We start from the raw sequence: 23,295 nt of genomic DNA on the forward strand, positions 1-23,295 counted from the left end.
CCAGTCGCTATCCTGACCCCACATGAGGAAAAGCCGGTGGTCAAGAAAGCTTCGTCATTCGCCGCCCTGAGCGGCCTGGTGTATTCCACCGACAGCGGCCGGCATTGCCCGGACTGCGCTCAGCCGGTGGCTGCCTGCATCTGCAAGAACACCCTGATCCCCGAAGGTGACGGCATCGCCCGCGTGCGCCGCGAAACCAAAGGTCGTGGCGGCAAGACGGTGACCACCGTCAGTGGCGTGCCCCTGGCCGAAGAACCGTTGAAAGACTTGGCCAGCGCCTTGAAGAAGCGCTGTGGCTGCGGCGGCTCGCTCAAGGATGGGGTGATCGAGATTCAGGGTGATCACGTCGAACTGCTGATCGCCGAGCTGCTCAAGCACGGCTTCAAAGCCAAGAAGTCCGGCGGCTGATCCCGTCTTTTCTAAACTTCCTCGGCAGACCCCTGGTCCATTGCCGGGTAATCGTCATTTCCAGACTTTAATCTGTACGCGTCTTGGCAGTGCCAAGGCCACTATCGCCAGCAAGGGAGACCTCGATGTCCGCACGACGCACACGCAAAGATGACGGCAGCCAGTGGACAGTAGCGGACAGTCGCAGCGTCTACGGTATTCGCCATTGGGGCGCGGGGTATTTCGCGATCAATGACCAGGGCTGCATCGAGGTGCGTCCGAACGGACCCGAGAGCACGCCGATCGACCTGTTCGAACAGGTCGACGAGTTGCGCCAGAGCGGTCTCAGCCTGCCGCTGCTGGTGCGTTTCCCGGACATCCTGCAGGACCGCGTGCGCCAGTTGACCGGTGCCTTCGACGCCAATATCGCCCGTCTCGACTATCAGAGCCGCTACACCGCGCTCTACCCGATCAAGGTCAACCAGCAGGAAGCGGTGATCGAGAACATCATCGCCACGCAGAACGTCTCCATCGGCCTGGAAGCCGGCTCCAAGCCCGAGCTGCTGGCCGTGCTGGCGCTGGCGCCGAAGGGCGGCACCATCGTCTGCAACGGCTACAAGGATCGCGAGTTCATCAAGCTGGCGCTGATGGGGCAGAAGCTCGGCCACAACGTGTTCATCGTGATCGAGAAGGAATCCGAAGTGCAGCTGGTGATCGAGGAGGCGGCCGAACTCAAGGTCGCCCCGCAGATCGGCCTGCGCGTGCGCTTGTCGTCGCTGGCCTCGAGCAAGTGGGCCGACACCGGCGGCGAGAAGTCCAAGTTCGGCCTGTCGGCGGCGCAGTTGCTCTCGGTGGTCGAGCGCTTCCGCGTGGCCGAGCTGGATCAGGGCATCCGCCTGCTGCACTTTCACATGGGCTCGCAGATCGCCAATCTTGCCGACTACCAGCACGGCTTCAAGGAAGCCATCCGTTATTACGGCGAGCTGCGTGGCCTGGGGCTGCCGGTCGATCATATCGACGTCGGTGGCGGCCTCGGGGTCGACTACGACGGCACCCACTCGCGCAACGCCAGCTCGATCAACTACGACATGGACGACTACGCCGGCGTGGTGGTCGGCATGTTGAAAGAGTTCTGCGATGCCCAGGAACTGCCGCACCCGCACATCTTCTCCGAGAGCGGCCGTGCGCTGACCGCGCACCACGCCATGCTGGTGGTGCAGGTGACCGATGTGGAGAAGCACAACGACCAGATCCCCAAGATCGACGATGTCACCAGCCTGCCGGAAACCGTGCGTTACCTGGTCGAGCTGCTCGGCCCGACCGACATCGAGATGGTCACCGAGACCTACTGGCGCGCCACCCACTACATGAGCGACGTGGCCAGCCAGTACGCCGATGGCAAACTCAGCCTGACCGAAAAGGCCCTGGCCGAGCAGTGCTACTTCGCCGTGTGCCGGCGCCTGCACAACTCGCTGAAGGCGCGCCAGCGCTCGCACCGCCAGGTACTCGACGAGCTCAACGACAAGCTCGCCGACAAGTACATCTGCAACTTCTCGGTGTTCCAGAGCCTGCCGGATACCTGGGCGATCGGCCAGGTGCTGCCGATCCTGCCGCTGCATCGCCTCGATGAAGAACCGCTGCGCCGCGCCGTGCTGCAGGACCTGACCTGCGACTCCGACGGCAAGATCAAGCAGTACGTCGACGAGCAGAGCATCGAGACCAGCCTGCCGGTGCACGAAGTGCGCGAGGGTGAGGACTACCTGCTGGGAATCTTCCTGGTCGGCGCCTACCAGGAAATTCTCGGCGACATGCACAACCTGTTCGGCGACACCGACTCGGTGAACATCTACCAGAACAATGATGGCAGCGTGTACCACGCCGGGATCGAGACCCACGACACCATCGAGGACATGCTGCGCTACGTGCACCTGTCGCCCGAGGAGTTGATGACCCACTACCGTGACAAGGTCGCCAGCGCCAAGATCAGCCCCCGCGAGCGCACCCAGTTCCTCGACGCCCTGCGCTTGGGCCTGACCCGCTCGTCCTATCTGTCGTCCTGAGGCGCCGGTTTCTGTCGGGTGTTGCCCGTGGTGCGCACGGCGCACCCTACGGCAGCACTCGAGTCGCGCGGTTTTTGTAACCCTATTCGATCACGCCGAAGCCGCGCGCCATCAGCGCGGCCAGCAGCGGCAGGATCAGCAACAGCAGCAACTCCAGGCGGATGGTCATGATCACCAGCGTGCCCAGGCGGGCGCTGACCTGTGGCACCTGGCCGGCGCGCAGGTCGTTGCGCCAGTTGAGGAAGACCAGGGTCGGCAGGATCGACAGCAGGGCAATCAGGATGAACAGGCCGAGTTTGGCGTGGAACAGGCTGTTGTGCAGGTAGTAGGCCAGCCCTTTGCCATACCAGAGCAGGCGCGCGGCGCCGCTGGCCAATACCAGGCCGGCCGACAGGGCATAGGCAATGTCGATGCGGATCAGGCTGCGCGCCCGCGGCAGATCCAGCGGCCGTTTGAACAGTTGGTGTTCCAGGGTCAGCAGGGCAAACAACAGGAAGATCGACAGGTAGTGCAGGTAGGCGGCTATGGCTTCGCCCATGGCAGAGTCCTTTCGGGTTGTAGTCAGTCGGCGGGACGCGCGCAACGCACTGGCATGCTGCCGAACCAGAGATCGGCGCGCGTCAGTCGGTAAGCATAGGCGCCCAGGCAGAGGCTGCGCAGCAGCATGAAACCCAGGAAGGCCAGCCACAGGCCATGATTGCCGAGGGCTTGCAGCAGCCAGGCCAGCGGCAGGCTCAGGCCGACGGCCAGGAGCATGGCATTGCGCATCTCGCGGGCACGGGTGGCGCCGATGAACAGGCCGTCAAGCAGGTAGCTCCACACCGCCAGCAGCGGCAGCAGCGCCAGGTACGGCAGGTAGTCGAGGGCCAGGGCGCGCACCGGGGCGATATCGGTTTGCAGGCCGATGAACCAGTGACCGCCGAGCAGGAAGAACAGGGCAAAGCCGAGGCTGGCCAGCAGCGACCAGCCGCCGGCGACGATCAGGCTGCGGCGCAAAGTCTGGCGGTCGCGGGCGCCGAGGGCGTGGCCGCACAGCGCTTCCACCGCATGGGCGAGGCCGTCGAGGGCGTGGGCGGTGAGCAGCAGGCCGTTGAGCAGCAAGGCATTGGCCGCCACCGTGGCGTCGCCCAGGCGCGAGCCCTGCACGGTGATGAGGAAGAACACCAGCTGCAGGGCCAGGGTGCGGATGAAGATGTCGCGGTTCACCGCCAGCAGCGGCCGCCAGTTCAGCCAGCGGCGCAGTGCCGACCAGTCGATCTGCCCGGCATAACCGCGTAGCGCGCGGCGTGCCAGCCACAGGCCGAGCAGCGCGCCACTCCATTCGGCGATCACCGAGGCCCAGGCCGCGCCGGCCACGCCCCAGTGCAGGCCGAGGACGAACAGCAGGTCGAGGGCGACGTTGAGCAGGTTGGTGGTCAGCAGGATCGCTAGTGGCCCGCGGGCGTTCTGGGTGCCGAGCAGCCAACCGACCAGGGCATAGCTGGCCAGCGCCGCCGGCAGGCCGAGCAGGCGGATCTGGAAATAACCGCGGGCCAGCGCATCCAGCTCCGCCGAGGGTTGCATCAGGCTCAGCGCTGCGGCACTGAACGGCAGCGCCAGCAGGATCAAGGCCAGCGCCAGCAGCCCGCCGAGCAGCAGGCCTTGCAGCAACACCTGGCGCAACGCGCTGCCGTCTTGCCGGCCGGCGGCCTGGGCGGCGAACCCGGTGGTGCCCATGCGCAGGAAGCCCACGGCCCAGGTCAGCAAGGTGTACAGGCTGCCGCCGATCGCCACTGCCGCCAGTTGCTGGGCATGGGGCAGATGGCCGACCACCGCACTGTCGACCAGCGCCACCAGCGGCACCGACAGGTTGGACAAGATCATCGGCGCAGCCAGGGCCCAGACCCGTCGGTGGGTGGGCGCGTGCTGCCAGGCAGCGAGCAGTGCGGACATGGCGACTCCGGGAAAACGCCGATTATAGGCAAAGGGCGGACTCGATAGTGCTGTTTCGACTATGCCTGCCGCGCGATAGCAGCAAGCGTTTCTTGGCCGCACCGTTGCCTGACTAGACTTGAAGCAGGCAATCGGCAATGACCGCGAATGAAAACGGTCGAGGAGGTGGCTCATGCATATGGCACAAACCCTGGAGCGCAGCCTGCAGCGGGCGCACTGTCAGTTCAAGCTGGTCGAGCACATGCCCTCGGCGACCAGCCTGGAGTCGGCGCGCAAGGCCGGGATTCCCGCTTCACGAATGGCTAAATCGGTGATTCTCGACGATCGTCGCGGGCACTACCTGATGGCCGTATTACCGGCCAATCGGCAATTGGATCTGAGCAAGGTGCACAAGGGCACGCAACGTTGGCAGCTCAGTGGCGAGCAGGCGCTGGTGAGTCTGTTCAAGGATTGCGAGCGCGGCGCGATACCGGCGCTGGGCGAGGTCTATGGTCTCGACATGCTGATCGATCCGATGCTGGTGCGCCAGCAGGACATCTACCTGGAAGCCGGGGATCACGAAAGCCTGATACACATGCCGGTCGACGAGTTCTTCAAACTGGCACCCAACGCCGAGGTTTGCGACCTCTGCGCCTGAGAGCCTGTACAAAACGCTGGCGACGACATTGGCTATTTTTCCACTCGCCGGGCTCGAACCCATGATCCGATTGCCGCAAGGCGACCGGGCGTCATGGGTGTTTTTGCCGTGGGGTTTTCCTCGCTTCAGGGCGGCTCGGCTATAGTGACTGGCTCCTGCACCTAGCATTCTGTTGGAGCCTGCAATGCCGAACAAAGGACTGCTTCTGGCACTTGTCCTGAGCCTGCTCAGCGCCTGTGATTCCTCCACTCCCGAACCCGCCAAAGTCAAGCCGGACGCCGCCGTAACCAGCGGCGAGGCGGCCAGGCCGGCCGTCGATCGTGCGGCGTTGGCCGCGCGTTATGCCAGACGCGAGCCGAGCGTGGTGGATGTCTCCGAAGTTCAGCTGGAGGGCGCCAGTGCGCTGTTGGTGAGCTTTTCCGTGCCGCTCGAGCCCGAGCAGGATTTTGCCGGGCGCCTGCACCTGGTCGACAGCAAGAGCGGCAAGCTCGACGGCGCCTGGGAACTGAGCGACAACCTGATGGAGTTGCGCCTGCGCCACCTGGAGCCGCGGCGCAAGCTGGTGCTGACGGTGGACGCCGGGCTGCGCGCGGTGAACGGCGAAGAACTGGCCGCCGAATACGTCAGCCGCCTGCAGACCCGCGACCTGCAGGCCAGCGTCGGTTTCGCCAGCCGCGGTTCGCTGCTGCCGACCCGGCTGGCCGAGGGCTTGCCGGTGATCGCGCTGAACGTCGACCAGGTCAACGTCGAGTTCTTTCGCATCAAGCCGCAGGCGCTGCCGGCCTTTCTCGGCCAGTGGGGGCGCAGCAGCAACCTCGACACCTGGGAGGCGCAACAGCTGCTGCCGATGGCCGAACTGGTCTATGGCGGGCGCTTCGACCTGGCTCCGGCGCGCAACACCCGCGAGACCCTACTCCTGCCGATCGCCGGCCTGGCGCCGCTGCAGCAGCCCGGAGTGTACCTGGCGGTGATGCGCGCCGCCGGCAGCTACAGCTACTCGCAACCGGCCACCCTGTTCACCCTGAGCGACATCGGCCTGTCCGCGCACCGCTACCGCAACCGTCTGGACGTGTTCACCCAGGCCCTGGCCGGCGGCGCGGCCCTGGCCGAGGTCGAGCTGCAGCTGCTCGATGATCAAGGCCGGCTGCTCGCCGCGGGCAAGACCGACAGCGTCGGGCATGCCGAGCTGCCGCTGGCGGCCAAGGCCGAGGTGCTGCTGGCGCAGCTGGGCGAGCAGACCAGTCTGCTGCGCTTGAACGGCCCGGCGCTGGACCTGGCCGAGTTCGACATCGCCGGCCCCCAGGCCCATCCGCTGCAGTTCTTCGTGTTCGGCCCGCGTGACCTCTATCGCCCCGGCGAAACCGTGCTGCTCAACGCCCTGCTGCGCGACGCCGACGGCCACGCGGTCAAGGCGCAACCGGTGCATGTCGAGGTGCGCCGGCCGGACGAGCAGGTCAGCCGCAAGTTCGTCTGGCAGGCCGATGATTCCGGGCTCTACCAATACCAGCTGCAACTGGCCGAGGAGGCGCCGACCGGGCGCTGGCAACTGTTGTTCGACCTCGGCGATGGCATGCCGCAACTGTATGAATTTTCGGTCGAAGACTTCCTGCCCGAGCGCCTGGCGCTGGAACTCAAGGGCAGCGAGGTGCCGTTCAAACCAGGCGACAGTGCGCGTTTCGAGGTGAACGGGCGCTACCTGTATGGCGCGCCGGCCGCTGGCAATCGCCTCAGCGGCCAGCTTTACGTGCGCCCGTTGCGCGAGGCGGTGGCCAGCCTGCCGGGTTACCAGTTCGGCTCGGTTACCGAGGAGGAGTTGAGCCAGGACATCGAGCTGGACGAAACCAGCCTGGACCAGCAGGGCCAGGCCAGCCTGAACATCGACAGCCGCTGGGCCGATGCCAAGTCGCCGCTGAAGTTGATCCTCCAGGCCAGCCTGCAGGAGTCCGGCGGCCGGCCGATCACCCGCCGCCTGGTCCAGCCGGTATGGCCGGCCGAGCGCCTGCCGGGGGTGCGCGGGCTGTTCGACGGCGAGCAGGTCGACGCCGACAGCCTGGCTGAATTCGAGGTGCTGGTGGCCGATGCCGCCGGCAACAAGCTGGCCGCCGAGCAGCTGAGCGTGCGCCTGGTGCGCGAGCGCCGCGACTACTACTGGAACTTCTCCGACAGCGACGGCTGGAGCCATAACTACAACGAGAAATTCCTCACCCTCAACGAGGAAACCCTCAAGGTCGCGGCCGGCGGCACGGCGAAGATCAGCTTCCCGGTGGAGTGGGGGCCTTATCGGGTCGAAGTGATCGACGCCCAGACCGGCCTGCTCAGCAGCCTGCGCTTCTGGGCCGGCTACCGCTGGCAGGACAACGCCGATGGTGGTGCGGTGCGCCCGGATCAGGTCAAGCTGGCGCTGGACAAACCGGCCTATGGCGACGGTGAAACCGCCAGGGTCACGGTCACCCCGCCAGCCGCCGGCAGCGGTTATCTGCTGGTCGAGTCCAGCGACGGGCCGCTGTGGTGGCAGGCAATCGAGGTGCCGGCCGAGGGCAAAACCTTCGAGATTCCGCTCGCCAGGGACTGGGCGCGGCATGACCTGTACGTCAGCGCCCTGGTGATCCGCCCCGGCGAGCGCAAGAGCAACGCCACGCCCAAGCGCGCGGTCGGCCTGCTGCATCTGCCGCTGCAGCGCGCGCCGCGCCAGCTGACGCTGAGCCTCACTGCAGCCGAGAAGATGCGGCCGAACCAGCCGCTCAAGGTCAAGGTGCAGGCGCGCAATGCCGACGGCAGCGTGGCGCAATCGGTGCAGGTGCTGGTCGCCGCGGTGGATGTCGGCATCCTCAACATCACCGACTACGCCACCCCCGACCCGTTCGCCAGCCTGTTCGGGCGCAAGGCCTACGGCGCCGACCAGCTGGATGTCTACGGGCAACTGATCGAAGCCGGCCAGGGGCGGGTGGCCAAGCTGGCCTTCGGTGGTGACGCGGCGCTGGCCGGCGGCGGCAAGCGCCCGGACACCAGCGTGCGGATCGTCGCCCTGCAGAGCCAGCCGTTGCGCCTGAACGCGCAGGGCGAGGGCGAAGTCAGCCTGGACATTCCCGACTTCAACGGCGAACTGCGCCTGATGGCGCAAGCCTGGAGCGATGAACGCTACGGCATGGCCGAAGGCAAGACCCTGGTGGCCGCGCCCTTGATCGCCGAGCTGTCGGCGCCGCGCTTCCTCGCCGGTGGCGACCAGACCAGCTTGGCCCTGGATCTGCGCAACCTGTCCGGCCAGGCCCAGCAACTGCAGGTGCAGATCGGCGTCGAGGGCCAGCTGAGCCTGATCGAGCCGGCCGCTGCGGCAACCAGCCTGCGCCTGGCCGATGGCGAGCGCACCATCCTGCGCATTCCGGTGCGTGCCCTCGGTGGCTTCGGTCAGGGCCGTTTCACGGTGACGGTGCAAGGGCTGGAGCTACCCGGCGAAGATCTGCCGCCGCTGCGTCGCGAGTGGACCCTGGGCGTGCGTCCGGCCTATCCGGCGCAGCTGCAGCACTTCCGTGCGGTGCTCAAGGATCAGGCCTGGAGCCTGCCGGAAGGCGCCCTGGCAGCCTTCGAACCGGCGGGGCTGGAGGCGCGTCTGGCGATCTCCAGTCGGCCGCCGCTCAACCTCGGCGAGCAGATCCGTGCGCTCAAGGCTTATCCCTATGGCTGTCTGGAGCAGACCACCAGCGGCCTGTATCCGTCGCTGTATGCCGATGCGGCTGCGCTCAAGCGCCTGGGCCTGGAGGGCGAACCGGACGCGCAACGCCGGCGCGCCATCGAGCTGGGCATCGAGCGCCTGCTGAGCATGCAGCGGCATAACGGCAGCTTCGGCTTGTGGGGCGCGGACGGCGACGAGGAATACTGGCTGAGCGCCTACGTCAGCGACTTCCTCCTGCGCGCCCGCGAGCAGGGCTTCGGCGTGCCAGCCGAGGCACTGAAAAAGGCCAGCGAGCGGCTGCTGCGCTATGTGCAGGAGCGCAACCTGATCGAGATCGACTACAGCGACAATGCCAACCACAGCCGTTTCGCCGTGCAGGCGTACGCCGCTTATGTGCTGGCGCGCAGCCAACAGGCACCGCTCGGCGCCTTGCGCAGCCTGTACGAGCGGCGCGCCGATGCACTGTCCGGTTTGCCGCTGGTGCATCTGGCCGTGGCCTTGCAGAAGATGGGCGATCAGCCGCGCGCCGACGATGCCCTGGCCGCCGGCCTGGCGCGCAGCCGCGAGGGCGACAACTGGCTGGCCGACTATGGCAGCCCGCTGCGCGATCAGGCGCTGATCCTGGCGTTGCTGGAGGAACATGAGCTGGCAGCGGGCAGTCGCGAAGACCGGCTGTTCGCCCTGGCCGACGAAGTGGCCGGTCAGCAGTGGCTGTCGACCCAGGAGCGCAATGCGCTGTACCTGGCCGGGCGCAAGCTGCTCGACAAGCCGGAACCGAACTGGCGCGCCGCGCTTAGCAGCGGCGCGTTTCAGTTCGAACTGAGCAATCGCCAGCCTGGTCTCAAGCTGGACGCCAGCCAACTGGCCTCACCCCTGACCATCGGCAATCCGGGCAGCGAGCCGCTGTACCAGCAGCTGACCCTGTCCGGCTACCCGGCCAAGGCACCGACGGCCGGCGGCGAGAACCTGAGCATCTACCGCGAGTACTTGGGTATGGACGGCAGTCCGCTGGATCTCGCTGCACTGAAAAGCGGCGAACTGGTGCTGGTGCATCTGGCCGTGGCGGCCAAGCAACGGGTGCCGGATGCCCTGGTCGTCGACCTGTTGCCCGCCGGCCTGGAACTGGAAAACCAGAACCTCGCGCAAAGCGCCGCCAGCCTGGAAGATGCTAGCAGCGCGGTGCAGGAATGGCAGAAGTCGATGGCCAATGCCCGCATCAAGCACCAGGAATTTCGCGGCGACCGCTATGTCGCAGCCCTGGATGTCAGCAACTACGAGACCAGCCATCTGCTCTACCTGGCCCGCGCCGTCACCCCCGGCAGCTACCGCGTGCCGCCGCCGCAGGTGGAATCGATGTACCGGCCGAACTGGCAGGCCCTGGGCGAAACGCCGGAGATGATGGTGGTCGAGGAGCGCTAGAGGCGAGCTGCGTGCTACCCGTGGGAGAGCCGCGAAGCTTCGCGGATAAATCCGCTCCCACGGGGTTGTGGCGTGCCTTCAACCAGGGTGTCGCATCTGACGCCTAGCCTGCGTGCGGTGTGCGAGGCGAGCATTGCCTGGCGGGACGTTCAGCTAATCAGCCCGCCGAGCAGCCACAGGCCGAAAAACAGCCAGATCAGCCCGACGATGATCGAGCGGCGCAAGAAAGCGCGTACGGCGGCATAGAGCAACAGCAGGCCGACGATCAGTACCAGAGTGCCAAGCAGCGACGGGGCGATGCCCAGGGCCTTGGACATGCCATTGATAAAACCACCGAGCGCATCGCCGAACAAACCGAGGAAGCCGCTCATGGCCTCGACGATAAAACGGATGACCGAGCCGAACGCCTGGCCGAGCCATTCGAAAAAACCTTCTACCTGCATCTGCATTGTTCCTGTCAGCCGAGCGCCGGAGGGCCGAGTGGCAGCGATTGCCATCCAGCGCCTGCGCCAAGGGCCGTTAGTGTGCCATTCCTTGGGCGCATTCGCAGGTGTATTGGGTTGTGGCCCCCGGATTTCATCCGGGCTACAAAAGCTTGACTGCGAGCTTCTGCTGCCCGGATACAGTCCGGGGAAAGTCTGCGCCGAATAGGCGGGGTGCGTGCGGTAGGCCGAGTCGGGTCGTGGCCTGTGCCGGAGAAATGGGGCAGTGCGCTGCAAAAAGAAGGGTGCAAGGCCGTGGCGGCGCTTGCACCCTGGTTGCGGGAGCGGCTGTCGCCGCCAGGCCTATGGAACGCTGACCAGTGCGGTGACGTTGATCAGCATGGATTGGCCGACCGACACATAATCCGGCTCGAGCATCGGCGAGCCGAACTCCGCTGTGGCCAGTTGCTCTTCCTCTAACCGGCAGGCTTCGATGGCGGCTGGTAGCAGGGCGGCTACCGCATCCTCCACGTTGGGCTCGAGGCTGTAGGCTCGGTCGATCGAGGCGTGTGCGTCGGCCAAGTTCGCGTCGCAATGATTAGCCAGCGCGGGGCCGGCCAGCAGCATTGCCACGACCGGCCAGAGATAAAGCGAAAGCTTGTTCATGACTCATACCTCCTGGGTCGGGCTAGTTGGTGTTCGCGCAGATGGCGTAAGTGGTGATGGTGTGTGAGCCGCCCCCGCTCCTTGTCAGAGTTGCTGTCCAACTCGATTCGGCTGCCGGATAGTTTTGAAGGATCTGCCAGGAGGCGTTGGTATTACTTATGCCCCCCCCTAAAACCATCTTTGTTCCAGTGCAGGTTGCGGTGCAGGTGATAGTGCCGCTCCCTGTGCAGTCCATGGATACTCGTTCCCAGGCGGTCAAGCCGGTATCGCCCTGCGGCCCCTCAGGCCCCTCAGGTCCGACTTCGCCCTGCAGCCCTTGCGGTCCGACTGGCCCGACTTCGCCCTGCAGTCCTTGCGGCCCGACTGGCCCGACTTCGCCCTGCAGTCCTTGCGGCCCGACTGGCCCGACTTCGCCCTGCGGCCCTTGCGGCCCGACTGGCCCGACTTCGCCCTGCAGTCCTTGCGGCCCGACTGGCCCGACTTCGCCCTGCAGTCCTTGCGGCCCGACTGGCCCGACTTCGCCCTGCGGCCCTTGCGGTCCGACTGGCCCGACTTCGCCCTGCGGCCCTTGCGGTCCGACTGGCCCGACTTCGCCCTGCGGCCCTTGCGGTCCGACTGGCCCGACTTCGCCCTGCGGCCCTTGCGGTCCGACTGGCCCGACTTCGCCCTGCGGCCCTTGCGGTCCGACTGGCCCGACTTCGCCCTGCAGTCCTTGCGGTCCTATTGGTCCGATCTCGCCCTGGATGCCCTGTTCCCCTGTATCGCCCTTGGTGCCAGGGCAGGCACCGCCGACGCCATGTTCACAATCCCACACCCGCTGCTCGAGGGCGCCAAGGCCGCCCTTGAGATTGGTCACGACGTGCTCGACGTCGTGATCCGCCAGCGCCGGCGTGCTGAGGCCGAATAGCACCGCCGACAGCAGAGCGGTAGGTAAAACCGCCAGGGCGCCGCGTAAAGGCCTGCCCGTATCCATTGCTGTCGACTGGTTGTGGTCTGCTGCGGGAGACTTGTATTCCATGATTGTTGTCCTGCCCGGTAAAAGAGCGCTCCTCTCCTACTAGTCAGACCAGTCCGCGCTGTGCTCCCTGTGTGGGGCCTGGCTGGCCCCCAAGATGCAAGCCTCGATCCCCGGGGCTTGCATTTTTCGCGGTATCCTTTGGTCGCTGGCTTGGAGTCATGAGGCTAAGGTTGAGGCCAATGTATTGGTGGCTACTGAATCAGAAGAACGGCCCACTTCATCTGATGTCAGTTTGATATGGGTGTAGCTCTGCGCCGATACGCTGTAAAGCTGGTGAAACAGTTCTTTGGGGACTTCCGACAATATTCCGACGATCGGCTGTTATTGGTTGGTTAATAATCAATTGGCAAGTATTTAGCGCCAAATAAATGGCTTTATTCGGTTTCTACTGTGTCGCTGTTGTATTAATAGAAGTCATTTAATTTCATGCGGTTAGGAGATTTATCGGGTGTTCGAAGGTGGCCGAAAAGCACTGTTCGCTTGGATACGTCGCCGGAGTGGGGTTGTATCGCTGCCGATACTGTTTTTGTTGCTTCTGTTCGTCGCCGACCGCCTGTTCCCCCTGCCGTTGCCGGAAGACGATCTGGCGCGGGTGGTGCTGGCCGAGGACGGCACGCCGTTGTGGCGCTTCGCCGATCAGGACGGGGTGTGGCGCTATCCGGTCGCCCCCAGTGAGGTCTCGCCCTATTACCTCGAGGCGCTGCTGACCTACGAGGATCGCTGGTTCTATCGGCATCCCGGGGTCAATCCGCTGGCCCTGGCGCGTGCGGCCTGGCAGAACCTCAGTGGCGGGCGGCGGGTCTCCGGCGGCAGCACCCTGTCGATGCAGGTGGCGCGGCTGCTCGATCCGCATGCGCGCAGTTACGCCGGCAAGCTCAAGCAGGTGTGGCGCACCGCGCAGTTGGAGTGGCATCTGTCCAAGGACGAGATCCTCGGCCTCTACCTCAACCGTGCGCCCTTCGGCGGCACCCTGCAGGGGGTGGCTGCGGCCAGTTGGGCGTATCTGGGCAAACCGCCGAGCCAGCTGACCCGCGCCGAGGCGGCGTTGCTGGCGGTGTTGCCGCAGGCGCCCAGCCGTCTGCGCCCGGACCGTCATGCTGAGCGCGCCCAGGCGGCGCGGGACAAGGTGCTCAGGCGCCTGGCCAGCTTCGAAGTCTGGCCGCAGGCGGCGATCGCGGATGCCCTGGAGGAACCGGTACTCCTGGCGCCGCGTCAGGAACCCCGCCTGGCGCCGTTGCTGGCGCGGCGGCTGAACCGGCCCGGCAGCCCGCCGCTGATTCGCACCACCCTGGATGCGGCGCTGCAGCGGCGCCTGGAAGACCTGCTGCTGGGCTGGCGCGCCCGCTTGCCGGAGCGCACCTCGGCGGCGATCCTGGTGGTCGAGCAGCCGAGCATGGCGGTGCGTGCCTACCTCGGCTCGGTGGATATCGGCGATACCAAGCGCTTCGGCCATGTCGACATGATCAGTGCCCTGCGCTCGCCCGGCTCGACGCTCAAGCCCTTCCTTTATGGCATGGCCCTGGATGACGGCCTGATTCATTCCGAGTCCTTGCTGCAAGATGTGCCGCGGCGTTACGGCGATTACCGTCCGGGCAACTTCGCCGCCGGTTTCAGCGGCGCGGTGTCGGTCAGCGAGGCGCTGGCGCGCTCGCTCAACCTGCCGGCGGTACAACTGCTGGAGGCCTACGGGCCGAAGCGCTTCGCCGGCGAACTGCGCAGCGCCGGGGTGCCCCTGGCCTTGCCGCCGCTGGCCGAGCCGAATCTGGCGCTGATCCTTGGCGGCGCCGGCAGCCGCCTGGAGGAACTGGTCAGCGGCTACAGCGCCTTCGCCCGTGGCGGCAAGGCGGCGCGCCTGCGTTTCCAACCTGAAGACGGGATGCATGAGCGGCGCCTGCTGTCGCCCGGCGCGGCCTGGATCGTGCGGCGCATTCTCAGTGGTCAGGCTCGCCCGGACCGCGACCCGCGCGCGCAGCTGCTGCAGCGGCCGAGCCTGGCCTGGAAGACCGGCACCAGCTACGGTTTTCGCGATGCCTGGGCGATCGGCGTGGCGCCGCGCTATGTCATCGGCATCTGGATCGGCCGACCGGACGGCACGCCGGTGCCCGGTCAGTTCGGCCTGGCCTCGGCCGCACCCTTGCTGCTGCAAGTGCACGACCTCTTGAGCAACCGCGACAGCCAGCGCGGCCTCGGCGTGCCGGCCGATCCGCAACCGGCGGCGGTCGGCGTGGCGGCGATCTGCTGGCCGCTGGGCCAGCCACTGGCCAAGGCCGACCCCAACTGCCGCCGCCAGCGATTCGCCTGGACCCTGCACGGCACCACGCCACCGACCCTGCAGGCGCTCGATCAGCCGCTCGGCTTGGGCCTGCGCGAACCGCTGTGGCTGAGCGCCGCGGGGCTGCGGGTCGCGGCCAATTGCCCGGAGGCCGAGGCACACGAGTTGCTGCTGTGGCCGGCCGCCCTGGAACCCTGGCTGCCGCGTGCCGAGCGGCGCAGCGCGCGCCTGCCGGCCAGCGACCCGGCTTGCCCGCCGCACGGGACAACGCTGGCCGCGCCGCTGTCGATTGTCGGGGTGCGCCAGGGCGACCGCCTGCGCCGCCCGGCGGGCAGTGCCGAGCCGCTGCGTCTGCGCCTTTCCGCCCTCGGCGGCGCGGGCCGGCGCTGGTGGTTCGTCAATGGCCAGCCGCTGGGCGAGACCGCGGCCGCGGCCGACTTCAACCACGCCTTCAGCCGCAGTGGCCGCTACCAGCTCAGCGTGCTGGACCAGAGCGGCCAGACCGCGCGCCTGGAATTCAGTGTGGGTGACTAGCGACCTGACGCGTCCTCCGCCTTGCTGAGCTATCTTCAATCCCCATAGGCTGGCACGATGCTATTAAAGGCCTGTGGCTATGGGGAGTTGGCTTTGCCGGATAAGTTCGCGATTGCGGGTCTCTTGGCCTGCCTGCGTCTGCTGGCCTGCATCCTGGTGCTGGTCAGCCCCATGGCGGCTGCCGGGCCGCAGGTGTTGCGGGTCGATGGCAGCCAGTCGGCCATCGAATTGCAGCCCTACATCCGCTATCTGCGCGACCCGAGCCGCAGCCTGCAGATCGAACAGGTTGTGCAGCAGGTCGAGCAGTTCCTTCCGGCCAGTGAACGCCGCGATCTGAATTTCGGCTATACCCATGATCATCTCTGGCTGAGCTTCGACCTGGTTTCCACGGCAGACGAGCTCAGCGATTGGCTGATCGAGATGAGCTACGCCTCGCTCGACCGGGTCAGCCTCTACAGCGTCGGCGCGGACGGCATACAGGTTCAGCATTCTGGCGACACCCTGGCCTACGGCGAGCGCAGCATCGGTCACCGCAACCCGCTGTTTGCCCTGCGTCTGGCGCCCGGCGAACAGCGCAGGCTGTTTATCCGCGCCCACTCCGCGGGCAGCCTGACCCTGGGTAGCCGGTTATGGTCGGCGGCGGACTTCCAGCAATACAGCCAGAAGGGCTATGTGGTGCTGGCCCTGTATTTCGGCGCGTTGCTGGCACTGGGCAGCTATAACCTGTTGCTGTTCGCGGTATTGCGCGAGCGCTCGTTCATTCTGTATGTGTGTTTTGTCGCCAGTTTCGGGGTCGGTGCATTGGCCATCAACGGCCTGGGCGCGCAATACCTGTGGCCTGACCTGGGCACGCTGGGCAATCGGCTGCTACCTCTTGCTCTTAGCCTGGCGGCCACCCTTGGGGTGCTGTTTGCCCGGGCATTTTTGTCTACCGCGCGGCGCGCACCAAGACTCGACCGTTGCCTGTGCGTGTGGGCCTGCCTGGCGGCACTGGCGACCCTGGCCACGCTGGCGATCGAGGTGCAGCGAGCGCTGCAGTTGATGTCCATCGTCGGCCTGATCACCACTGTGGTGCTGCTGGTCAGCGGGTTGATCTGTGTGGCCAGGCGAGTACCGGGAGCGCGGATCTTCGTGCTGGCCTGGCTGGCGTTGCTGATCGGCGGCACCCTGCTGGCGCTGCGTAACTTCGGCCTGATCCCGTCCAACTTCGTCACCGTCAACGCCATGCAGATTGGCTCGGCCATGGAGATGCTGTTGCTCTCGCTGGGGCTGGCGGCGCGCTTCAATCAGCTCAAGCGGCTGCAGGCAGAGGCGCAGAAGCAGGCGCTGGCCGCCGCGCTCCAGCAGGAAAAGGTGCTGGAACAGCGGGTAGCCGAACGCACCGAAGCGCTGGCCGAAGCCAATGCCCGGCTGGAAGCGCAGGCCATGCAGGATCCGCTGACCGGGCTGGCCAACCGGACCGCCCTGGCAAGCCATATGCAGCAGGCCATGTCGCGCGCCAGGCGGCGCGGCGAACTGCTGGCGCTGGTGTTGATCGATCTGGATGGCTTCAAGGACATCAATGACGAGTGGGGGCATGCGGTCGGGGATCGGGTGTTGATCGAGGTTGCCGCGCGGCTGCAGGCGTTTGCCCGGGGTAGCGATCTGGTCGCCCGCCTGGGCGGCGATGAATTCATTCTGCTCAGCGAAGGCATCCTTGATCGGCAGGAAGTCCTGGGACTGGCGGAACGCCTGTTGCACGTCATCAGTTTGCCGGTGACGCTGCAGCAGCAAAGTGTCAGCGTTGGCGCGAGCATCGGCATCAGTTTCAGCGACGGGATCGAGCCGGATATCGAAACCCTGATGCGTCAGGCCGATCAGGCCATGTATCAGCGCAAACGCAGTGGCAAGCAGGGAGTGGTGCTGTATTCGTCGTGAGTTGGCGGCTCGCCCGGCAGGCATCAGGCCAGTTCGAGCCGATTGCGGCCCCTGGCCTTGGCCCGATAGAGGGCATCGTCGACCCGTTTGTAGAAGGTTTCCGCCGAGTCGTCGCAGAGTGGCAGGAAGTGGCCGATGCCGAGGCTGCAGGTCAGTGGCAGCTGCTGCACCTGCGCCTGTACCTGCAACGGCTGCGCGGCCAGCGAGGCGCGAAAGCCCTCGGCCAGCGGGATGGCCTGCTCCAGCGGGGTATCGGGCATCAGCACGGCGAATTCCTCGCCACCCAGGCGCAGGAGGATATCGCTGTCGCGGCGGAATACCTGGCGCATGCGTTCGGCGAAGGCTTGCAGGCCGAGGTCGCCGGTGCGGTGGCCGTACTGGTCGTTGACCTTCTTGAAGTGATCGATATCCAGCAGCACCAGGGTCAGCTGGCCGTTTTGTCGGCGCGCGTTGGCCAGCCAGGCGGGCAGCAGGGCGTTGAACTGATAACGATTACCCAGTTCGGTCAGGGCATCGGTGCGACTCAGTCGGTCCAGCTGTTCGCCGTGCAGCAGCAGGCGCAGTTCGCGTTCCAGGCCGATACGGTACTCGCGGTTCCAGCGATAGAGGAACAGGCCCAGATAACCCAGGTAGACCACCAATGCCACGGATTCGCCGATATCGCCGATGCCCAGGTGGAACTTGACCGCGGTACTGGGCAGGTAGGTCAGCAGGATCGCCAGCGTGCACCGGCCCATGCGCATCGGGAAGGTAAACGCCAGGGCGGTGGCGAACACCACCGCGCTGAGCATGGTCAGCAGGTGCGAGGCAGCTATCTCGGGGTGCAGCTGCAGGGTCGCCAGCATCAGGCCCCAGGTCATCGACTGGAGGAGGATGGCGAGCCAGTGCAAATCCAGCCAGCGCTGCAGTTGCGTCGAGTCGAGCTGTGCGGATGGGCGATGGCGACTGCGCAGGGCGAAGAACACCAGCAACAACAGGCTGCCACCGCCCCACGCCCAGAGGTTGTCCCAGGGTGCGCTGCTGGTGAACCAGAGCAGACCCCAGGCGAGCAGGTAGTAATAGCCGGCAAACCTGGAGCGGACATGGGTATCGCTTGCCTCCCGCCACAAGCTGAGGCGGGTGCTGGGGGCCGCAGACTCAGGCTTCATCGGCGCCGTACTCGGAGAGTTACAAGTTTCAGCCTAGTCGAGCGATGGCTATTTGCCTTTGCCGGTTCGCTGGCCGCTGCGCCGGGCAACACGGTCGATGATTGGCCGGCAGTTATCGTGCGAAAACCGAGAGGTTGTGGCGCCGCAGCAAGCAGGTCGTCAGGCCCGGACCAGGCGGTTGCGCCCTGCGCCCTTGGCCTGGTAGAGCGCATCGTCGACGCGCTTGTAGAAGGCTTCGGCGCTGTCGTCGCGCAGCGGATCGAAGCAGCCGACGCCGAGGCTGGCGGTCAGTGGCAGGCTGTTGCCCTGCACGTCGAAGCCTTGCCGGGTCAGTTCCAGGCGAAAGCTCTCGGCCAGCAGGCAGGCTTGTTCTAGCGTGGTATTGGGCATCAGTACGCCGAACTCCTCGCCGCCCAGGCGCAGCAGGGCATCGCTGCCGCGGCGAAACACCTGGCGCATGCGTTCGGCGAAGGCGCTGAGGCAGGCGTCGCCGCAGGCATGGCCGTGCTGGTCGTTGACCCGCTTGAAGAAGTCGATGTCCAGCAGCACCAGCGACATCGGCTCGCGCTGGCGTTGGGCGGTGGCGACCATCATCGGAAACAGGCGGTTGAACAGATAGCGGTTGCCCAGTTGGGTCAGGCTGTCGGTGCGGCTGAGTTGCTCCAGGCTTTGCTGTTGTTCCAGCAGCTCGAGTTCGAGCGCCAGGGTGTTGTGGTATTCGCGGTGGCTGCGGTTGAGCGCCAGGACCAGGTAGCTCAGGTAGCAGGCCAGGGTGATCAGGATCGCCTGCTGTTCGTGCCAATCCACGGCCAGTGCGCCCAGGCCGGGTAGATAGAGCAGGAGCAGGGCGACGATGGCGCGGCCCTTGCGCATCGAGAAGTTGAAGGCCATCGCCGTACTGAAGGCGATGGTGCTGAGGGTGGCGATCAGCCAGGAACTGGCGAATGCCGGGTCGTTGAGGGCCCACGCATGCATCAGGCCCCAGGCCAGCGCGGTCAGCAGGACTAATCCCCAATGGCGGTCGAGCCAGATGCGCAGCGTTTGCGGCGTCTCCTCTGCGGGCAGGCGATGGAGCAGGCGCAGCGCCAGCAGCAGGGCGAACAAGGCGACTCCGGCCAGGCCCCAGGCCAGCAGCTCCGCCGGGTTGTCGCTGAACAGCCAGGTCAGCAACCACGCCAGCAGGTAGTAGGCACCGCCCAGACGCGTGCGGATGCGCGTGTCCTGGGCTTCACGCCAGAGCACGAAGGCCTGGGGCTCACGGGGTACGTCGAGGTTGCGCATGATGTGGGATCACAAAAACTGCTGGGCCCGGCCATAGTGCGTCAGTCAGGCTTGGAGTGCCACTCTGCCAGCATCAGGCATGTCTCCCCTAGCGCAGGATCAGCAGCGGGCTGACGCTGGAGCGCAACAGCTGGCTGGTGGTGCTGCCGACCAGGAACTGGCGAATCCGCGAGTGGCCGTAGGCGCCCATGGCCAGCAGGTCGATGCCGTGCTCGGCCTGGTAGGCGTGCAGGGTCGGCTCGACGTCGCCAGCGCGGATCGCCAGGTGCACAGCGCTGGCCGAACCCTGCAGCACCCGCTCGGCGGACTTGAGCTGTTCCCAGGCAGCGGCGGTGTCGGCGCCGACCAGCAGCAGGTGACACGGCAGGCCCTTGAGCAGCGGGCTGGCGGCGATCATCTCGATGCTTTTGCGTGCGGTGGCGCTGCCGTCGTAGGCGAACAGGTAGCTTTGCGGCGCCTTGAATTCGCCGCAGCTGACCAGGATCGGCCGCTGCAGGGTGCGGATCACGTTCTCCAGGTGGCTGCCGACCAGTTGGCTGAGGTTGTCGCTGGTTTCGCCCTGGCGGCCGATGACCAGCAGGCGGATGTCCTGTTGCAGTTCGGCGAGGCTCTCGACCAGGTCGCCATGCCGTTGGCGCAGCTGGGCGTCGCTGATGCCGGCCGCACTGGCGCGGGCCTTGGCCGCTTCGAGCAGGTGATGGCCCTGTTCCAAGGCCAGCTTGCCGCGCTTCTCGTCGAGCGCCGCCAGTTCTGCCAGCAGGTGTTCGCGGCTGCCCAGGCCGATGGTGCCACTGAGATCAGGCTGTTGCGGGTACTGCACCTGATCCAGGACATGCAGGAAGCACAGCGGTGCGCCGAGGCGCTGGCTGGCCCAGGCGGCGTAGTCGCAGACGCCGGTGGCGGATTGCGAACCATCGATACAGGCCATTACGTGGGTCATGTCGTGCTCCTTCTAGTGGCCCAGCAGTTGGTCGACGGCATCGGACCCGGCGGGGCCCGATTTGTCGTGCACGCCGAAGCGGTCGACGATGGTGGCGCTGGCTTCGTTGAGGCCCAGTACTTCGACGTCGGTGCCTTCGCGGCGGAACTTGAGCACCACCTTGTCCAGGGCGGCGACGGCGGTGATGTCCCAGAAGTGTGCACGGGACAGGTCGATGCTCACCTTATCAACCGCCTCCTTGAAGTCAAAGGCGGCGACGAACTTGTCGGCGGAGCTGAAGAACACCTGGCCGACCACCTGGTAGCGGCGCTGGCTGCCGGTGTCGTCGGCCGCGGAGTCGATATAGAGGAAGTGGCCGATCTTGTTGGCGAAGAACATCGCCGCCAGCAGCACGCCGACCAGCACGCCGTAGGCCAGGTTGTGGGTGAAGACCACCACCACCACCGTGGCGAGCATGACGATATTGGTCGACAGCGGGTACTGCTTGAGGTTGCGCAGCGAGTCCCAGCTGAAGGTGCCGATCGATACCATGATCATCACCGCCACCAATGCGGCCATGGGGATCTGCCTGACCCAGTCGCTGAGGAACACCACCATCAGCAGTAACACGCTGCCCGCCACCAGGCAGGACAGGCGGCCGCGGCCGCCGGACTTCACGTTGATCACCGACTGGCCGATCATCGCGCAGCCGGCCATGCCGCCGAGCAGGCCGGAGGCGATGTTGGCCACGCCCTGACCCTTGCACTCGCGGTTCTTGTCGCTGTTGGTGTCGGTCAGGTCGTCGACGATGGTGGCGGTCATCATCGACTCCAGCAGACCGACCACGGCCAGGGCGGCGGCGTAGGGGAAGATGATCGCCAGGGTCGCGAAGGTCAGGGGCACATCCGGCCAGAGGAAGATCGGCAGGGTATCCGGCAGCTCGCCCATGTCGCCGACGGTGCGGATATCCAGGCCGAGGACCATGGCCACGGCGGTCATCGAGAGGATGCACACCAGCGGCGAGGGGATGACCTTGCCGAGCTTCGGCACGTAGGGGAACAGGTAGATGATGCCCAGTCCGGCGGCGGTCATGGCGTAGACGTGCCAGCTGACGTTGGTCAGCTCCGGCAGCTGGGCCATGAAGATCAGGATCGCCAGGGCGTTGACGAAGCCGGTGACCACCGAGCGCGAGACGAAACGCATCAAGGAGCCGAGCCTGAGGTAACCGGCACCGATCTGCAGCACGCCGCAGAGCAGGGTGGCGGCCAGCAGGTATTCGAGGCCGTGGTTCTTCACCAGGGTGACCATCAGCAGGGCCATGGCGCCGGTGGCGGCGGAGATCATCCCCGGGCGACCGCCGACGAAGGCGATCACCACGGCGATGCAGAAGGAGGCATAGAGGCCGACCTTGGGATCGACCCCGGCGATGATCGAGAAGGCGATGGCCTCGGGGATCAGCGCCAGGGCCACCACCAGGCCGGCGAGCACGTCGCCGCGAATGTTGAACAACCAGGTGTGTTTCAGGCTTTGCAGCATGGCGTATTCCAAGAGGGCTGGGTTCCGCTGCCGCGCGCAAGCGCCGGGCGGACTGGGTGAATGGCAGATTGAACAATAAAGCAGGCGCCTGACCGAACGGCGTTCGGCTACGCAAGGGTGCACAGCCGCGCGACCGGGAAACCGGTGAGGCTATGCAGGAGGGGGCGTGACGCTATGGCGGCTTAGGCAGCCAGCGTAATGGTTGGGCCAGTGTCATGACGACCTGTCTCTGTCCATACTAAGTAAAAAGGCCGCGCAGCTTAACACGGGCGGGGCTTGCCCGCAGCCCGCGCGGGCGCTCTGCGGCGCACGGCGGAACTTGGCCGGCGTTCCATGATCGAACCCCTGCGCCGACTGGCGCGGGCTTTCAGTTCTGTGCGTGCGCGTGCCGAGCGCTGCTGAGTGCCGCGGATTGCAACAATCGCGGAGCAGACTGCCTTTGCCCATCTGTACGCGAGAGTGACTGTCGATGATGTCAACTGCCAAGGGGATGCTAGGACGGCTGCCTGTTTCAAGTCCATGGACATGGGCGCTGCTGTTGATTCTGCTGACCCTGGTTTATCAAGTGCGTAGCTTGCACCTGGATGACCGCCTGTATTTCTGGATCCAGACCTCCTGGCACGAAACCGAGTGGCAGAACCGCAGCCTGTGGCTGCCGGAGTACCGCGTGCGGATCGATGCCAAGGCCGTGCCGGGGGTCAGCGATAACCTCTCCGGGCTGACCTACGACGAGCGCCGCGACCAGCTCTGGGCGGTGGTCAACAACCCGGAAGAGCTGCTCGCCCTGAGTACGGACGGCGAGGTGCTGGCGCGCTATCCGCTGAGTGGCTTCAGCGATGTGGAGGGCATCACCTACCTGGGCGACAACCTGTTGCTGCTGGCCGAGGAGCGCAACCAGGCGCTGGTGGTGGTCGAGGTGCCGGAGCAGCGCGGCGCCTTGTTTCGCGAGGATTATCGGACCCTGACCCTGGGTATCGGGGCGGGCGACAATCAGGGCTTCGAGGGCGTCGGCTACGACCGCGACGGCGATCGGCTGTTCGTGGTCAAGGAGCATTCGCCGCGCAAGCTCTACGAAATCCGCGGGCTGAAGTTGAGCATCGAGGGCGACTTCAATCTCGAAGTGATCGACCGCGAGGCATGGATCGAAAATGTCTTCGCCACCGACCTGTCCTCGGTGCATTACGACGAACAGACCGGCCATCTGGCCCTGCTCAGCGACGAGTCGAAGGTGCTGATGGAACTGGACGGCCAGGGCAAGCTGATCAGCTTCCGCTCGCTGCTCGGCGGCTTTGCCGGCCTGCAAGACAGCGTGCCGCAGGGCGAGGGCATGACCCTGGACGACCGCGGCAACCTCTATCTGGTCAGCGAACCCAACCTGTTCTATCGCTTCGAGCGCGACTGAGCAAAGCGGCGCCCGTCGCAGGCTGGCGATTTGCCAATTTCCCCGGATTGACTAGGGTTATTAAGGGAGCGGCGT

Annotated in this window: 16 protein-coding genes; 8 read left to right on the top strand and 8 right to left on the bottom strand. The window is 65.9% G+C overall.

Annotated features, from left to right (window positions below):
• The first annotated feature begins 36 nt into the window (after window positions 1-36).
• Both G9C89_RS01410 and speA read left to right on the top strand, forming a co-directional pair.
• Entirely contained in the window at window positions 37-408 is a 372-nt protein-coding gene (locus tag G9C89_RS01410; RefSeq protein WP_172144808.1) for a translation initiation factor Sui1, read from the top strand.
• Between the two features lie 125 nt (window positions 409-533).
• Window positions 534-2,447, top strand: a complete 1,914-nt coding sequence (speA, locus tag G9C89_RS01415) for an arginine decarboxylase (protein WP_172143610.1) — start codon at window positions 534-536, stop codon at window positions 2,445-2,447.
• 82 nt (window positions 2,448-2,529) lie between these two features.
• Here the strand turns inward: speA and G9C89_RS01420 are convergent, their stop codons facing one another.
• Together G9C89_RS01420 and G9C89_RS01425 are read right to left on the bottom strand one after the other, a co-directional pair.
• Window positions 2,530-2,985 (bottom strand): DUF2214 family protein, encoded by a 456-nt coding sequence (locus tag G9C89_RS01420; RefSeq protein WP_172143612.1) that lies wholly within the window; start codon window positions 2,983-2,985, stop codon window positions 2,530-2,532.
• A 23-nt stretch (window positions 2,986-3,008) separates the two neighbouring features.
• Entirely contained in the window at window positions 3,009-4,379 is a 1,371-nt protein-coding gene (locus tag G9C89_RS01425) for an MATE family efflux transporter (protein ID WP_172143614.1), read from the bottom strand.
• A gap of 172 nt (window positions 4,380-4,551) precedes the next feature.
• Here G9C89_RS01425 and G9C89_RS01430 point away from each other — a divergent pair, with 172 nt between their 5' ends.
• Together G9C89_RS01430 and G9C89_RS01435 are read left to right on the top strand one after the other, a co-directional pair.
• Entirely contained in the window at window positions 4,552-5,016 is a 465-nt protein-coding gene (locus tag G9C89_RS01430) for an aminoacyl-tRNA deacylase (protein WP_172143616.1), read from the top strand.
• 184 nt (window positions 5,017-5,200) lie between these two features.
• On the top strand, window positions 5,201-10,105 hold the full coding sequence (locus tag G9C89_RS01435; RefSeq protein WP_172143618.1) for an alpha-2-macroglobulin family protein: 4,905 nt from the start codon (window positions 5,201-5,203) through the stop codon (window positions 10,103-10,105).
• A gap of 149 nt (window positions 10,106-10,254) precedes the next feature.
• On the opposite strand, the gene G9C89_RS01440 is transcribed toward G9C89_RS01435, so the two are convergent.
• Window positions 10,255-10,548, bottom strand: a complete 294-nt coding sequence (locus G9C89_RS01440) for a hypothetical protein (RefSeq protein WP_172143620.1) — start codon at window positions 10,546-10,548, stop codon at window positions 10,255-10,257.
• A 342-nt stretch (window positions 10,549-10,890) separates the two neighbouring features.
• Window positions 10,891-11,193, bottom strand: coding sequence for a hypothetical protein (locus G9C89_RS01445; RefSeq protein WP_172143622.1), 303 nt, complete (start codon window positions 11,191-11,193; stop codon window positions 10,891-10,893).
• A 316-nt stretch (window positions 11,194-11,509) separates the two neighbouring features.
• Between G9C89_RS01445 and G9C89_RS25020 the strand changes: the two genes are divergently transcribed.
• The 3 genes from G9C89_RS25020 (at window position 11,510) to G9C89_RS01460 (ending at window position 16,934) form a co-directional block, all read left to right on the top strand.
• On the top strand, window positions 11,510-12,100 hold the full coding sequence (locus G9C89_RS25020) for a hypothetical protein (RefSeq protein ID WP_218575907.1): 591 nt from the start codon (window positions 11,510-11,512) through the stop codon (window positions 12,098-12,100).
• Window positions 12,101-12,695: 595 nt separating this feature from the next.
• Window positions 12,696-15,017: a peptidoglycan glycosyltransferase PbpC gene (gene pbpC / locus G9C89_RS01455; RefSeq protein ID WP_172144814.1), complete on the top strand. Its 2,322-nt coding sequence runs from the start codon at window positions 12,696-12,698 to the stop codon at window positions 15,015-15,017.
• Window positions 15,018-15,110: 93 nt separating this feature from the next.
• Complete coding sequence (locus tag G9C89_RS01460; protein ID WP_256674086.1) at window positions 15,111-16,934, top strand: diguanylate cyclase; 1,824 nt, start codon at window positions 15,111-15,113, stop codon at window positions 16,932-16,934.
• A 23-nt stretch (window positions 16,935-16,957) separates the two neighbouring features.
• Here G9C89_RS01460 and G9C89_RS01465 read toward each other — a convergent pair whose 3' ends face one another.
• The 4 genes from G9C89_RS01465 to G9C89_RS01480 form a co-directional block, all read right to left on the bottom strand.
• The gene (locus G9C89_RS01465; protein ID WP_172143626.1) at window positions 16,958-18,082 is read right to left on the bottom strand and encodes a GGDEF domain-containing protein; all 1,125 of its coding nucleotides are present in this window, start codon (window positions 18,080-18,082) and stop codon (window positions 16,958-16,960) included.
• A gap of 159 nt (window positions 18,083-18,241) precedes the next feature.
• Window positions 18,242-19,363, bottom strand: a complete 1,122-nt coding sequence (locus tag G9C89_RS01470) for a GGDEF domain-containing protein (RefSeq protein WP_172143628.1) — start codon at window positions 19,361-19,363, stop codon at window positions 18,242-18,244.
• An 88-nt stretch (window positions 19,364-19,451) separates the two neighbouring features.
• Complete coding sequence (locus G9C89_RS01475; RefSeq protein WP_172143630.1) at window positions 19,452-20,303, bottom strand: universal stress protein; 852 nt, start codon at window positions 20,301-20,303, stop codon at window positions 19,452-19,454.
• 12 nt (window positions 20,304-20,315) lie between these two features.
• Window positions 20,316-21,818, bottom strand: coding sequence for a SulP family inorganic anion transporter (locus G9C89_RS01480; protein ID WP_172143632.1), 1,503 nt, complete (start codon window positions 21,816-21,818; stop codon window positions 20,316-20,318).
• A gap of 469 nt (window positions 21,819-22,287) precedes the next feature.
• Between G9C89_RS01480 and G9C89_RS01485 the strand changes: the two genes are divergently transcribed.
• Window positions 22,288-23,220 carry an SdiA-regulated domain-containing protein gene (locus tag G9C89_RS01485; protein WP_172143634.1) on the top strand — a complete coding sequence of 311 codons (933 nt, stop codon included), beginning with the start codon at window positions 22,288-22,290 and terminating at the stop codon, window positions 23,218-23,220.
• Window positions 23,221-23,295 lie beyond the last annotated feature (75 nt).

This window comes from Pseudomonas tumuqii (assembly GCF_013184545.1).
Classification (GTDB): Bacteria; Pseudomonadota; Gammaproteobacteria; order Pseudomonadales; family Pseudomonadaceae; genus Aquipseudomonas; species Aquipseudomonas tumuqii.